We start from the raw sequence: 13437 nt of genomic DNA on the forward strand, positions 1-13437 counted from the left end.
GGCGGGTAACGGCTGGGCCACAGGCCTGGCGCTGATGCCTACCGACCGGTTGGATGTGCGGTCATGAGGATCAGCAGCCTGGCGGGCGCCAGGATCGCAGTGGCCGCGGCGTTCTTCGCGCAGGGCTTCGTCTTCATCAGCCTCACCACCCGGCTGCCGCGGTTCCTGGACCGGTGGGGGCTGGACGAGGTGGCGCTCTCGCTGCTGCTGCTCATGATGGTGCTGCTCGCGGGCGTCGGGTCGCTGGTCGCCGAGCGGGCCGCGCACCGCGTCGGCAGCGCGCCGATGCTCCGGCTCGGGCTCGGGCTGATGGTCGTCGCGGTCCCGGCGATCACCCTGGCGCCGGCCGTCGGCTTCTTCGTCGGCGGGGTCGCCCTCTACGGGATCGCGCTCGGCCTGGTCGACGCCACCTCCAACATGCAGGCCGTCGACCTGGAGCACCAGTACGGCCGCCCGATCCTGCCGTCGTCGCACGGCTACTGGACCACGGGCGGCATCATCGCCGCCGCGATCGCCCTGGCCACGGGACACCTCTCCCCCGCCGTCGGCGCGTTCGTCGCGGTGGTCCCCGCGGCGATCGCGTTCGCGCGGTTCGTCCCGCGCGTCGCGGCCGGGGCCGACGGCGCCCAGGGGGTCGACGTCGCGCCCGGACTCACGCCGACCGGCGGCGAGACGCAGAGCCTGAACCCGACGCCCGACGCCGCCCCGATCCCGTGGAAGCCCATCTGGCTCGTCGGCGCCGGGCTGGTCGTGTTCTACATGGTCGACACCACGGCCTCGACCTGGGGCCCCGTCTACCTGGCGCGCTCCTTCGACGCGCCCGGCAACCTCGTGGCCCTGGCGACCTTCCCCTACCTGGTGACGTCAATCATCGTGCGGCTGGCCGGCGGTCAGCTCGTGACCCGCTTCGGCGTCGTGCCGCTGCTCCGGATCGGGTCGGTCGTCGCCTGCGGCGCGCTGACGCTGGTGGCGCTCGCGCCGACCTGGCAGGTCGCCGTCGCCGGGTTCACGGTGTTGGGGGCGGCGGTCGCCCTCGTGGCGCCGCTCAGCTTCTCGGCCGCGGGACGCATCGCGGCGGGTTCGGCGGGCAGCGCGGCGGGCGGCGGCACGGCGGGCGCTCCGGCAGACGGCCCGGCACCCGAGCCCGACCGCGCCCGTACCGACGCCGTCATCGCGCGGTTCAACCAGTTCAACTACGTCGGCGCGCTGCTCGGGGCGGTGCTCACGGGCTTCGTGGGCGCCGACAACCTGCGGCTCGGGTTCGCCCTGCCCGCCGTCCTCGTGCTGGCGCTGGTGCCGCTCGCCCCGGCGTTCGCGCGGGGCGCGCTGAACCGCCGGTAGCTCAGCCGTCCGTAGCTCAGCAGTCGGTCGATCAACCGTCGGTAGGCACCCCGACGGCGGTCACCTCGGTGGTGCCGTCCTCCCACAGGCGCAGCACCGACAGCGACGCGGGCGGGATCCGCAGCCGCGCCCAGTACGAGGCGGGCGCCCCCAGCGCCTGCCCCACGGCGGTGCGGATCTGCCCCGCGTGCCCCACCACCACGACCGTGCGGTCCACGCCGCCGGCCAGCAGCTCGGTGAGGCCGTCCCAGACGCGGGCGCCGACCTGCGCGTAGGACTCGCCGCCCGGCGGCACGAAGGTGCCGGTCGAGTGCCACTGGGCCAGCTCGCCCGGCCAGCCCTGCTCGATCTCCGCGGCGGTACGCCCGTCCCACTGCCCGAACCGGCTCTCCGCGAACCGGTCGTCGGTGCTCACGTGCAGCCCGAGGCGTCGTCCGACGGCGGATGCCGTCTCCTGGGTGCGCACCGTCGGGGAGGCGACGAGCGCCGTCGGACGCGGCAGGTCCGGCCAGAGGCCGCCGCCGCGCATCCCGCCCGACGAGGCCGCCCCGGCCCGCGGCGCCCGCCCGATGCGGAACACGGCGTCTGCCGCCTGGGCGGCCTGGAGCCTGCCGCGGGCGCTCAGCGACGGGCCGGGCGCGTCCGAGCCGGAGTAGACGCCGACCTCCGTCAGCGGCGTCACGCCGTGCCGCACGAGCACCACGGTGAGGGGGACGGCGTCGTCGAACCGCGTGGGGATGCCCGAGGGACGCACGTGCGTGTCGAGGCCGGGCGCCTCGCTCATGCCTGGTTCATCCAGCAGCTCATCCAGTGGTTCATCCGGCGGTTCGTCCAGCCGCTCATCCGGCGGCTGCGCCCGTCGTCGACGCGACGCGCACCAGGATGCGGCCGCACTCCTCGCAACGCACCACGGCGTCGGGCGCCGCGCTGCGGATCTTGTCCAGGTCGACCGGCGGCAGGTCCATGCGGCAGCCGTCGCAGCGGTTGCCGTTCAGCACAGCCGCGCCCGTGCCGCCGAGCTGCGCGCGGAGCTTCTCGTACAGCGCCACCAGACCGGCGTCGAGGCCCTCGATCGTGGACGCACGGCTGGCCGCGAGCGCCGCGACCTGCGCGTCGACGTCGGCCCAGCCCGCGTCGCGCTCGCCCTCGACCTTCGTCTTCTCGGCGACGAGCTCGTCGTTCGCGGCCTCGACCTTGGCCAGCGCGTCCTCGTGCGCCTCGAGGCGCTCCATGACGTCGAGCTCGACCTCCTCCAGCGCGGCCTGGCGGGCGGCGAGCGAGCGGAGCTCGTCGGTGAGCGCGACGGCGTCCTTGGCGCTCACGCTGCCCGTGTCGAGCCGCTGCTGGTCGCGCGCGGCGCGGTTGCGCACCTGCTCGACGTCGCTCTCCGCCTTGGTGAGCTCGCGCTTCAGGTCGGCCACCCGGGTCCGCGACTCGACGAGCGAGGCGCGCAGGTCGGCGATGCGGCCGTCGAGCTCGGTCAGCTGCGTGAGCGCGGGAAGGCTCTTGCGCGTGTGCGCGAGCTGCTGAGCGCGGGTGTCGAGCGCCTGGACCTCCAGCAGCCTGCGCTGGTCTTCGGGTGGTGCAGTAGCCACGGGAGGCGTCCTCTCGGTCGTGATCTGGGGGTGGTCCAACGCTACCCCGCGCCCGACGTCCCGGGCGCACCCGGACGGGGACGTTCAGCGGGACGGGATCTGGCCCGTCCAGGGGTCGGTGACCAGCTCGCTGACGCGGGCCTCGACCGCGAGGCCGTCGGCCGCGAGCGCCGCGGCGAGGTCCTCGACGGCGTAGCGCAGCCAGGGCCACTCGCTCGCGTAGTGGGCGGTGTCCACGAGGAAGGGGGTGCCCGCCGGTCCGGGGGCGCCCGCCGCGCGGGACTCGAACTCGGCGCGCTCGCGCAGCTCGGAGGCCGGGTGGTGGCGCAGGTCGGAGGTGACGTAGACGTCGGCGGCGGCCGCGCGGACGGCGTCGAAGTAGCCGTCGCCGGACCCGCCGAGGACGGCGGCCGTGGTCACCGGGGCGTCCGGGTCGCCGGAGAAGCGGATGCCCTGGGCGGTGGCGGGCAGCGCGGCCGCGACGCGGCGCGCGAAGCCGGCGAGGGTGGTGGGCTCGGCGAGGCGGCCGACGCGGCCGATGCCGCGGGCGGCGGTCCCCTCGTTGCCGTCGGCGCCGAGGGCGCCGCCGCTCACCTCGAGCGGTCGCCGGTCGGTGATGCCGACCAGGTCGGCGAGGGCGTCGGCGACCCCGCGCGGTGCGGCGTCGGCGTTGGTGTGCGCCACGTGCAGGGCGCAGCCTCCGGTGAGCAGCCGGTGCACCACGGACCCCTTGAAGGTGGTGGCGGCCACGGAGCTGACGCCGCGCAGGAACAGCGGGTGGTGGGTGACGAGCAGGTCGGCGCCCCAGTCGAGGGCCTGGTCGACGACGGCGGACACCGGGTCCACCGCGAACAGCACCTTGCGGACCGGGGCGGCCGGGTCGCCGACCACGAGGCCGACGGCGTCCCAGCCCTCGGCCGTCGACGGCGGGTAGAGGCCGTCGAGGGCGGCGACCACCTGCGCCAGCGTGGGAGGTGCGTCGGGGGCGGGGGCGTCGCTGCTGCTCACGCGGTGCAGCGTAGTACGAGGCTGCGGATCGGGGCCGGGCGGCGGGCGCTCCGGCGACGGGCGGCCGCAGGATGACCGGTGCGCCCCGTTACGCCGGAAACGTGCTCTGACCTGGGCGTTTATCGCGCCGCTCACCGAGCGGACGGGCCGTGACCTTGCTACGGTCCTTCACTTATGGGGGATACCGTCGAGCACCGCCTTGGCGGGCCACCGACCATGCGCGCCAGGCTGACCGCTGCCGTCCGCGAGCGCGTCGACATCCGCGATCTCATGCCGTCGCGCGCCGACTACGACCTGCGGCCGCGCACGCTGCGGTCCGATCTGCTGGCCGGGATCACGGTGGGCGTCGTCGCCCTGCCGCTCGCGCTCGCGTTCGGCGTCAGCTCCGGCGTCGGGCCGGCCGCCGGGCTCGTGACGGCGGTCGTGGCCGGCATCGTCGCCGCCGTCTTCGGCGGGTCGAACCTCCAGGTCAGCGGCCCCACCGGGGCCATGGCCGTGGTCCTGGCGCCGATCGTCGCGCAGCACGGCGTCGGCTCGGTCGCGCTGGTGACCCTGCTCGCCGGTGCGCTCGTGCTCGTGTGCGGGCTGCTCCGGCTGGGCCGCGTGGTCACCTACATCCCGTGGCCCGTCGTCGAGGGCTTCACGCTCGGCATCGCCGCGATCATCTTTCTGCAGCAGGTGCCGGCCGCCGTCGGCATCGCCGCCGAGACCGGGCACAACACCCTGGTCACGGCGGTGCGGTCGGTCGGTACCGCCCTCGGGTCGGGCAGCCCGGCCGACGGCGGGCTGCCCACCTGGGTGTGGACGCTCGGGGTCGTGGCCGTGGTCGCCGCCGTCATGCTCCTGCTGCCGCGCGTGGCCAGTGCCCTGCCCGCGTCGCTGGTCGCCGTGGCCCTGGTGACGCTCCTGGCGGGAATCTTCGACGCCCCCGTGCCGCGCATCGGTGAGCTGCCCAGTTCCCTGCCGGTCCCCGTGCTGCCCGACGCGACCCCGGACGCCGTCCGCGACCTCGTGGGCGCGGCCGTCGCCGTGGCGGCGCTGGCCGCGATCGAGTCGCTGCTGTCCGCCCGCGTGGCGGCCACGATGAGCGGCGCCCAGGGCCGGACGGCGACCTACCACCCCGACCGGGAGCTCGTCGGGCAGGGGTTCGCGTCGCTGGCCAGCGGCGTGTTCGGCGGCATCCCCGCGACGGGCGCCATCGCGCGGACGGCGGTCAACGTGCGCTCCGGGGCGCGCACCCGCCTGGCCGCCGTCGTGCACGCGCTGGTGATCCTCGCCGTCATCTACCTCGCCACCGGGCCGGTAGGGCACATCCCGCTGGCGGCGCTCGCCGGGGTGCTCATGGTCACCTCGTTCCGCATGATCGGCGCCTCGACCATCCGGTCGGTGCTCACCTCCACCTGGCCCGACGCGCTCACGTTCGTGGTCACCGCCGTGATCACCGTGGCCTTCGACCTCATCGACGCCGTCCAGATCGGCCTGCTCGTCGCCGCGTTCTTCGCGCTGAAGGCCGTGGCGGGCGCCGCGGCGGTGCACCGCGAGCCCCTGCCCGGCGTCGCGCACGAGGGAGACGAGCGCATCGCGCTGTTCCGGCTGGAGGGCGCCATGTTCTTCGGCGCGTCCGACCGGATACTGAGCGAGGTCACGGCCATCACGCACGGCGAGCGCGCCGGGCCGGGCGGACCTGAGGACGAGCCGTGTCTGCGCGAACCCGTCGACGTCGTGATCCTGTGGCTCTCCCACCTGCAGCTCGTGGACGCCACCGGCGCGCGGGCCCTGGCCGATCTCGTGCTGGAGCTCGAGCAGCGCGACGTGACCGTGCTGGTCAAGGGGATCCAGCCGCAGCACCGCAAGCTCCTGGAGGCGGTGGGGCTGAACCGGATGCTGGCGCACGAGAGCCACCTGTTCACCGATCTGCCCGCCGCCGTGGAGCACGCGAGGTCGCATGTGCCCGCGCCGCTGACGGCATAGGCTCGGACGGTGACCGAGTCAGCATCCTCCCCAGCGCCCCGTATGAACGTCGAGTCCTTCAACCTCGACCACCGCGCCGTCGCCGCGCCCTACGTGCGCCTCGCGGACCGCAAGCAGCTCCCGCACGGCGACGTCATCGTCAAGTACGACGTGCGCTTCACCCAGCCCAACGTCGCGCACCTGGAGATGCCGACGGTGCACTCCCTGGAGCACCTGTTCGCGGAGCACTCGCGCAACCACTCCGACGCCGTCCTGGACTTCTCCCCCATGGGCTGCCAGACCGGCTTCTACCTGATGCTGCAGGGCGAACCCGAGTACGACGACGTGCTCGCCCTCATCGACGCGACCCTGCGCGACATCGTCGCCGCCTCCGAGGTGCCGGCCGCGAACGAGGTGCAGTGCGGCTGGGGCGCGAACCACACCCTGAGCGGCGCGCAGGAGGCGGCGTCCGCCTTCCTGTCCGCGCGCGGCGTGTGGTCCGAGGTCTACGCGAAGGGCGCGCCGGGCGAGGCCTCGGCCGCCGACGCCGCCGCCCGTGACGCCGCCGCCCGCGAGGCGGCCGCGCGGGACGCCGAGGCCGGCCTGCAGCGGGAGGGTTCGCCGCTGCCGGGTACTCCGCTGCCCGGGACGCCGCTGCAGGGCTCGCCGGTTTCGCCGGAGCAGAACGGCGGGGCCAACCGGTGAGCGACGGGCCTGTCGCCGCTGTCCCTGATGCCGTCGCCCCCGTCGCCGTCGTGCTCGTCGCGATGGACGACGAGGCGGCGCCGTTCCTCTCCCTCGCGTCCGACGTCGGGGAGCCCGAGCGGGTCGGCCTCGCCGAGCAGCGCACGATCACGCTGGCCGGCCGGCCCGTCGTGCTGGTGCGCACCGGCATCGGCTTCGTCAACACGACGGCCGCGGGCACGGGCGCGATCCTCCGGTACGGCACGGGTGTGCCCCTGATCAGCGCGGGCAGCGCCGGCGGCCTCGCAAAGGACGTCGCCGTGGGCGACGTCGTGCTGGGCGCCCGCCTCGTGAATGCGGACGCCGACGCCCGCGCCTTCGGCTACGTGCTCGGCCAGGTGCCGGGCATGCCGGAGGCGTACGACGCCGCCCCCGTGCTCGCCGACGCCGTGCGCCGCGCCGCGACCACTGTCGACGGCCAGGTGCTGCGCGAGGGCAGCATCGGGTCCGGCGAGAAGTTCGTGACCACCGACCTGGCACAGCAGCTCCGCGCCGACTTCCCCGACGTGCTCGCCGTCGACATGGAGTCGGCCGCGCTGGCCCAGCTCTGCCACAACTTCGGCGCTGATTTCGTGTCGGTGCGTGCCGTCTCCGACCTGTGCGCCCCCGACGGCACCGAGTTCCGCACCCACGTGGACGACGCCGCGCACCGGTCCGCCGAGGTGGTCACCGCCGCGATCGGGCTGCTGGGCGGCTGACGGCGGCGGTCTCGGCGTCAGGCTCGCGGGCGGCCGGCTCGCGGGCGGCGGCGTCCGTCTCGCGGGCCGCGGCCTGGAGCTGCGCCACCGCGTGGGCGATGAGCGCGGCCCGGCGCCGGTCGCGGCGGGCGTGCACGACGATGCGCCGCGCGACCGTGGGCCGGACCACGGGCCGGACGACGAGACCGTCGAACAGGTCGGTGACCGCCAGGAGCGGCAGGACCGTCACCCCGACCCCGGCAAGCACCAGCCGCAGCGCCGCCCGGTGGTCGTCGAGCCGGGCGGCGTAGCGCGGCGTGAAGCCCGCGGCGCTGCACGCGGTCAGGACGATCTGCCCGATCGGGCTGTCGTAGATGTCGTAGTCGATCCAGGGCTCGCCGGCGAGGTCCCGGAGGCTGACCTCGGGGGCGGCGTCGGGAGCGGCGCCGGGGGCGGTGGCGAGGGGGTGGTCGGCCGGGAGCACGGCGACGAAGCCCTCGACGGTGAGCTCGTGCCGCCGGTACCCGTCGAGGTGCACCTCGGCCCCGCCGGCGGGCTCGGTCCGGACGTCGAGGTCCGGCCGCCGTCGTCCGCGCCCGTCGACGGGCTCGTTGAGGCTGATCTCGACGGTGAGGTTCGGCTGGAGCTCGCGGACGCCCCGCACGACGGCGGGCATCCACTGCTCGGCGGCCGAGGCGAAGCAGGCGACGGCGAGGTGCTGGCCCTGGCCGCTGCGGAGGTCGGCCACGACCCGTTCGAGGAGGCCGAAGTCGGCCAGGAGCACCTGGGCCTGGTCCGCCAGGTGCCGCGCGTCGTCGGTCGCGACGATGCCACGACCCTGCTTCTCGAACAGGACCAGCCCGGTCTCGCGCGCCAGGGCGGTCATGTGCTGGCTGATCGTCGCGGGCGAGTAGCTGAGGTTCCGGGCCGCCTGGTTGATGGAGCCGGCCGCGAGGACTGCCCGCAGGATCTCGAGCCGTCGGGGATTGAGCATGACGTGACTGTACGGGGATGACGAACGGTCGCGCGGTTTTGTTTGCTTGTCCTGATCCTTTCGCGCGATCGAAGATGGCCTTCGACTCACGACGGAAGGACGGCGATCGACATGACGTTCCAGGACGAGGCGGACCGCCTCCTGATCCGCTACGGCCCCAGCTTCAGCCCGCGGCTGATCGAGCGCGCCGCCGGCTCGTACGTGTACGACAGCGACGGCACGCCGATCCTCGACTTCACGTCGGGGCAGATGAGCTCGATCCTGGGGCACGCGCACCCGGACATCGTCGCGACGGTCTCGTCGTCGGTCGCGTCCCTGGACCACCTGTTCAGCGGCATGCTCAGCGCCCCCGTGCTGGGCCTGGCCGACCGGCTGACGGCGACGCTGCCCGCCGGCCTCGACAAGGCGCTGCTGCTGAGCACGGGCGCGGAGTCCAACGAGGCCGCGATCAAGCTGGCCAAGCTCTACACCGGCCGCTACGAGATCGTCTCGTTCGACCGCTCGTGGCACGGCATGACGCAGGGCGCGGCGTCCGCCACGTTCTCTGCGGGGCGGCGCGGCTACGGCCCGCCGACGCCGGGGAACCTCGCCCTGCCCACCCCGAACGCCTACCGCTCGCCGTTCCGGCACGCCGACGGGTCGTACGACTGGGAGGCCGAGCTCGCGTACGGCTTCGCCCTGGTGGACCAGCAGTCCGCCGGGAGCCTGGCGGCGTGCGTCGTCGAACCCATCCTGTCGTCCGGCGGAATCATCGATCTGCCGCCCGGGTACCTGCGCCGCCTCAAGGAGCTGTGCGAGGAGCGCGGGATGCTGCTCGTCCTGGACGAGGCGCAGACCGGCCTGGGCCGCACCGGCACCATGTACGCGTTCGAGCGCGACGGCGTCACGCCCGACATCCTGACCCTGTCGAAGACGCTCGGCGCCGGGCTGCCGGTGGCCGCCGTCGTCACCAGCGCCGAGATCGAGCAGGTCTGCTACGACCGCGGGTTCCTCTTCTACACGACGCACGTCTCGGACCCGCTGGCGGCGGCCGTGGGGCTCACCGTGCTCGACGTCATCGAGCGAGAGGGCCTGGTCGAGCGGGCCGCGCGTCTGGGCGAACAGCTCACCGGGCGGCTGCTCGCGCTGCGCGACGCCTACGACGTGGTCGGCGACGTCCGCGGCCGCGGGCTGCTGCAGGGTGTGGAGCTCGTGCAGGACAAGGTGACCAAGGCCCCCGCCGACGCGCTGGGCAACGCGGTGACCTCGGCCTGCCTCGACCGGGGCCTGCACATGAACATCGTGCAGCTGCCGGGGATGGGCGGCATCTTCCGGATCGCGCCGCCGCTGACGATCAGCGAGGACGACCTGCACGGGGGTGTGGACATCCTGGAGGCGTCGCTCAAGGCGGTGCTGGACCGGTAGAGCTGGACCGGTTGAGGTGGACCGGTTGAGCTGGACCGGGATCGGCGGTCTGGCGGTCAGCCCTTGGCGTCCGCGTAGCTCTCGGTCACGGCGACGCTGAGCGGGAAGTCGACGGGAAAGTCGCCGAACAGCAGCCGGCCGGCCTCGTCGGCGGCGTCCCGCACCTCCTGCGCGACGACGTCGGCGAGCGCCGCCGGGGCGTGCACCACGATCTCGTCGTGCAGGAAGAACACCAGGTGCGGCCGGCGGTCGAACGGCGTCGGGGCGAGCCCGAGGACGCCGCCGGACGTGTCCTCCCCGAGCGCCCAGAGCCGACGGCGGATGGACGCGATCCAGCACAGCGCCCACTCCGCCGCGGTGCCCTGCACCACGAAGTTCCGGGTGAACCGGCCCCAGGACCGGGTCTGGCTGCGGGCGCGGGACTGGGCGTCGGCGCCGGCGTCCTCGTCGAACGCGGAGCCCTGCACGGCCGCCCAGGACTCGCCGGGCAGCGGCGAGCTGCGGCCGAGACGCGTGGTGACCACCTCGCCCCGCTCCCCCGCCCGGGCCGCGCGTTCGACCAGGTCGATGGCCTGCGGGAATGCCCGGGCGAGCCGCGGCAGCACCTGGGCGCTGACGCCGGTCGTGCCGCCGTACATGGCGCCGAGCATCCCGACCTTGGCGTGCTCGCGGGAGTCGACGGCGCCCGTGGCGACGATCCCCGCGTACATGTCGGTGCTCGCGCCGTCCTTGGTGCGGCCGGCGGCGGCCATGCGCTCGTCGCGGGCCAGGGCGGCCAGCACGCGCGGTTCGAGCTGGGCGGCGTCGGCGACGACGAAGGTCCAGCCGGGGTCGGAGACCACCGCGCGCCGCACGTTGTGCGGGAGCTGGAGCGCGCCGCCGCCCGTGCTGGCCCAGCGGCCGGTGACGACGCCGCCCACGACGTACTCCATGCGGAACCGGCCGTCGGGCGCCCAGGTGTCGAGCCAGTTCCAGCCGTTCGCGGTGTAGAGGCGGTAGAGGCTCTTGTACTCCAGGAGCGGCGCGATCACGGGGTGGTCGAGCTTCTCCAGCTCCCACTTGCGCAGGCTGCGCGAGCCCACGCCGGCGTACTCCATGGCGCGCAGCAGGTCCTGGTGGGAGTCGGGGTTGAGCGTAGGCGGTGCGTCCAGCGCGGCCCTGATCTGCTGGGCCAGCGCTTCGAGCTTCGCGGGCCGCACGCCCGGCCGGGGCCGCGGGCCGAGTGCGTCGGTGAGGATCTCGTCGTGAATGTCGCCGCGCCACGGGAGGCCGGCGTGGTGCATCTCGGCGGCGGCCAGCGCGCCCGCGGACTCCGCCGCGAGCAGGAGCCGGAGCCGTCCGGGGTCGGTGCTGTCCTTGATCGCGAGGAGCTGGGCGGCCAGCTCCGTCACGGGGTCGAGCGGGTCGGCAGGGTCGCCCTCTGCGGCGCCGGCCGGGGTGGTGGTTGCGGGTGCGCTCTCGCCGAGGTCGAAGAGCGCCTCGGCGCCGGGGTGCCGGTCGGGCCGGACCAGCGCGGCCGCCGTCGGACCGCCCGGGGGCGGGATGGGGGTGAGCCGGTCCCAGGCCGTGGGCCCGGCCTCGGCGAGCGCCGTGTGCGCCGACAAGGCCGAGGCTCGGAGCACCGTATGCGCGAGCCGGAGGTCGTGCGCGCGGTCGACCCGGACCCCCTCGGCGAGGAGGGCGGGGTACCAGCCGTTGGTGTCGTCCCAGGTCCAGCGGACGTGAGCCGCCTCGTCGGCAGCCACCTCCTGGGCCAGGGCGGACGTCTCGACGACCCGCGGCTCTCCCTCGGGCACGCCCGTGTCGGACACCGGCCGCAGGCCGATGCCGGAGCCGTCCCGCGAGACCACCGTGTGCATGGGCCCCAGTCTGCCGTGCGTCACTGACACTCGGCCGACGGGGTGGTCCCGGGCGGCCCGAGGCTGCCCATGAGTTATCCACAGATCGTAAATCTGCCTAGAAGCACGTACGGATGTTCTATATCGTCGATCGTGTCGCCGGCACCAGGCCGAGCGTCGGATCGAGGGGGTGGACCGATGGTGCTGGCACAACCGAGCGCGACCACCGCAGGTGCACGCTCGCTCGAGGAGATCCTGACGGACCTCCAGGTCGTGACACGAGAGCTGATCGGCGCGGCCGGACCGGCAGCGCTGGACGGCGCTGCCCTGGGCGGTGCAGCCGGGATCGGCGTGCGCCTCACCGCGGCGTCGCCCCTGCTGCGCGCGGTGTGCTCGCAGCTCGACATCCTCCGGATGACCTGGCTGCCTCGCATCGAGACGGACGGCATGTGGGCACTCGACGGTTCGCGCACGTTCCGGACCTGGCTCGCCCGCCGGGAAAAGTTGACCATGCGTACTGCCGGCCGAGAGACGCTCACGGGCGAACGCCTGCTCGAACACCTTCCGGCCACGCTCGCCGCCGCCCTGAGCGGGCGGCTCGGGATGGACCAGGTGCGCGCGATGGTCGACGTCGGCCCGACGTCGGACGACCGGCGCAAGGCGCTGATCAGCCCGGTCGACACGGGGCCGGCGAGCGTGACGGAGGCTGGTGGGACGCCGGGCGACGGGACGACGAACGAGCTGGACACACCCGAGCGACCCGGCGCGGACGACCCCGGGGAGGCTGACACCGCGACCGACGGCGTCGGGGACCCCGCGCGCGCCACCCAGTACCCGGACCGGTCACCGACCGGAGAGGAACTGCTCCTCGACCTTGCCGACCAGCACGGTCCGCTGGTGTTCCGCCGGTTCGTCGATCGGTTTGCGCGCGTCGCCGACCCGGAGTCCGACGAGCGCGGATACAAGCAGGCGTCGGAGCGCGAACATCTGGACGTGGCCAAGACGTTCGGCGGCTACCACGTCGCCGGGTTCCTCACCGACGAGCACGGCGAGGCACTGCGGGCCGCGATGGACTCCGTGATGGGGGCACCGACACCGGGTGACGAGCGCACGCCCGCACAGCGTCGCGCCCAGGCACTCGCCGACCTCGCCCGCACGGTGCTCGACAACGGCCTCTCCGGAACAGGCGCGGCCGTGCGGCCGCACGTCACCGTGACCGTGTCGTGGGCGGAGCTCGTGCGCCTGACCAGCCAGTTCTCCTGCAAGCTCCCCGGACAGCTTCCCGGCCAACCCTCCTCGCCCGGCGAGCCCACGATCGCGGAACCAGCCGGTCTGACCGATGTCACCGCGGCACCCGCCCGGTTCGGGATCTCGGCGTCGCTGGTCCCGACCGCCACGCTGCGCCGTCTGCTGTGCGACTCCGCCGTGACCCGGGTGGTCTTCGGGGCGGACAGCCAGGTGCTCGACGTCGGGCGGGCACAGCGGACCGTCACCGGGCAGATGCGCCGCGCCGTGATCGCCCGCGACAGACACTGCGTCTACGTGGACTGCACCCAGCCGCCCGCGCGGTGCGAGGTCCACCATGCCGAACGCCACTGGGCCGACGGCGGCGACACCAGCGCGCGCAACGCCGCACTGTTGTGCTGGCACCACCACGACCTGGTCGACACCGCCGGCATCACCATGCGCTGGACCGGGAACCCCGACGGCGCCCGCCACTCCGGCTGGACCCTGGTCAACCGGCACGGCAAGGAGATCAAGCCTGCGGGGAGCCCGCTTCGAGCGATCGGAGAACGGAGGTGAAGCAACCCGAACCGCCCGCACTGAGCACGTGCCCCGCGCAGGCGCGTACTGGCGCCCCGCCCCGGCCGGACCGTCGGCCGGGG

10 protein-coding genes and 1 pseudogene are annotated in these 13437 nt (G+C 74.3%); 6 read left to right on the forward strand and 5 right to left on the reverse strand.

The features are described 5' to 3' along the window. Positions 1–63 precede the first annotated feature (63 nt). Positions 64–1341 carry an MFS transporter gene (locus tag ACFV9Q_RS09650; RefSeq protein WP_377234222.1) on the forward strand — a complete coding sequence of 426 codons (1278 nt, stop codon included), beginning with the start codon at positions 64–66 and terminating at the stop codon, positions 1339–1341. Positions 1342–1372: 31 nt separating this feature from the next. Here ACFV9Q_RS09650 and ACFV9Q_RS09655 read toward each other — a convergent pair whose 3' ends face one another. The 3 genes from ACFV9Q_RS09655 to ACFV9Q_RS09665 all read right to left on the reverse strand — a co-directional run bounded on the left by ACFV9Q_RS09655 (position 1373) and on the right by ACFV9Q_RS09665 (position 3944). Further along, on the reverse strand, positions 1373–2125 hold the full coding sequence (locus tag ACFV9Q_RS09655; RefSeq protein ID WP_377234223.1) for a histidine phosphatase family protein: 753 nt from the start codon (positions 2123–2125) through the stop codon (positions 1373–1375). Between the two features lie 55 nt (positions 2126–2180). After that, positions 2181–2936, reverse strand: coding sequence for a zinc ribbon domain-containing protein (locus ACFV9Q_RS09660; protein ID WP_377234224.1), 756 nt, complete (start codon positions 2934–2936; stop codon positions 2181–2183). An 84-nt stretch (positions 2937–3020) separates the two neighbouring features. Then, the gene (locus ACFV9Q_RS09665; protein WP_377234225.1) at positions 3021–3944 is read right to left on the reverse strand and encodes a Nif3-like dinuclear metal center hexameric protein; all 924 of its coding nucleotides are present in this window, start codon (positions 3942–3944) and stop codon (positions 3021–3023) included. Between the two features lie 216 nt (positions 3945–4160). Between ACFV9Q_RS09665 and ACFV9Q_RS09670 the strand changes: the two genes are divergently transcribed. The 3 genes and pseudogenes from ACFV9Q_RS09670 (at position 4161) to mtnN (ending at position 7336) form a co-directional block, all read left to right on the forward strand. Beyond that, complete coding sequence (locus ACFV9Q_RS09670) at positions 4161–5915, forward strand: SulP family inorganic anion transporter (protein WP_377234513.1); 1755 nt, start codon at positions 4161–4163, stop codon at positions 5913–5915. Positions 5916–5957: 42 nt separating this feature from the next. Further along, positions 5958–6407: pseudogene (locus ACFV9Q_RS09675) on the forward strand (S-ribosylhomocysteine lyase); the annotation flags it as partial. Between the two features lie 188 nt (positions 6408–6595). Beyond that, positions 6596–7336: a 5'-methylthioadenosine/S-adenosylhomocysteine nucleosidase gene (mtnN, locus tag ACFV9Q_RS09680; RefSeq protein ID WP_377234226.1), complete on the forward strand. Its 741-nt coding sequence runs from the start codon at positions 6596–6598 to the stop codon at positions 7334–7336. Here the strand turns inward: mtnN and ACFV9Q_RS09685 are convergent. Further along, positions 7305–8309: a LysR family transcriptional regulator gene (locus ACFV9Q_RS09685; RefSeq protein ID WP_377234227.1), complete on the reverse strand. Its 1005-nt coding sequence runs from the start codon at positions 8307–8309 to the stop codon at positions 7305–7307. The two genes, mtnN and ACFV9Q_RS09685, sit on opposite strands and share 32 nt — an antisense overlap. A 111-nt stretch (positions 8310–8420) precedes the next feature. Between ACFV9Q_RS09685 and ACFV9Q_RS09690 the strand changes: the two genes are divergently transcribed. Beyond that, on the forward strand, positions 8421–9713 hold the full coding sequence (locus ACFV9Q_RS09690; RefSeq protein WP_377234228.1) for an aspartate aminotransferase family protein: 1293 nt from the start codon (positions 8421–8423) through the stop codon (positions 9711–9713). A gap of 56 nt (positions 9714–9769) precedes the next feature. Here the strand turns inward: ACFV9Q_RS09690 and ACFV9Q_RS09695 are convergent, their stop codons facing one another. After that, a complete protein-coding gene (locus ACFV9Q_RS09695) occupies positions 9770–11572 on the reverse strand; it encodes a bifunctional 3'-5' exonuclease/DNA polymerase (RefSeq protein WP_377234229.1) in 1803 nt (600 codons plus the stop codon). A 177-nt stretch (positions 11573–11749) separates the two neighbouring features. Here ACFV9Q_RS09695 and ACFV9Q_RS09700 point away from each other — a divergent pair, with 177 nt between their 5' ends. Then, positions 11750–13354 (forward strand): DUF222 domain-containing protein, encoded by a 1605-nt coding sequence (locus ACFV9Q_RS09700; RefSeq protein ID WP_377234230.1) that lies wholly within the window; start codon positions 11750–11752, stop codon positions 13352–13354. The last annotated feature ends 83 nt before the right edge of the window (positions 13355–13437 follow it).

Origin of the sequence: Promicromonospora sp. NPDC059942, from assembly GCF_042731755.1 — a bacterium.
Lineage (GTDB): Bacteria > Actinomycetota > Actinomycetes > Actinomycetales > Cellulomonadaceae > Promicromonospora.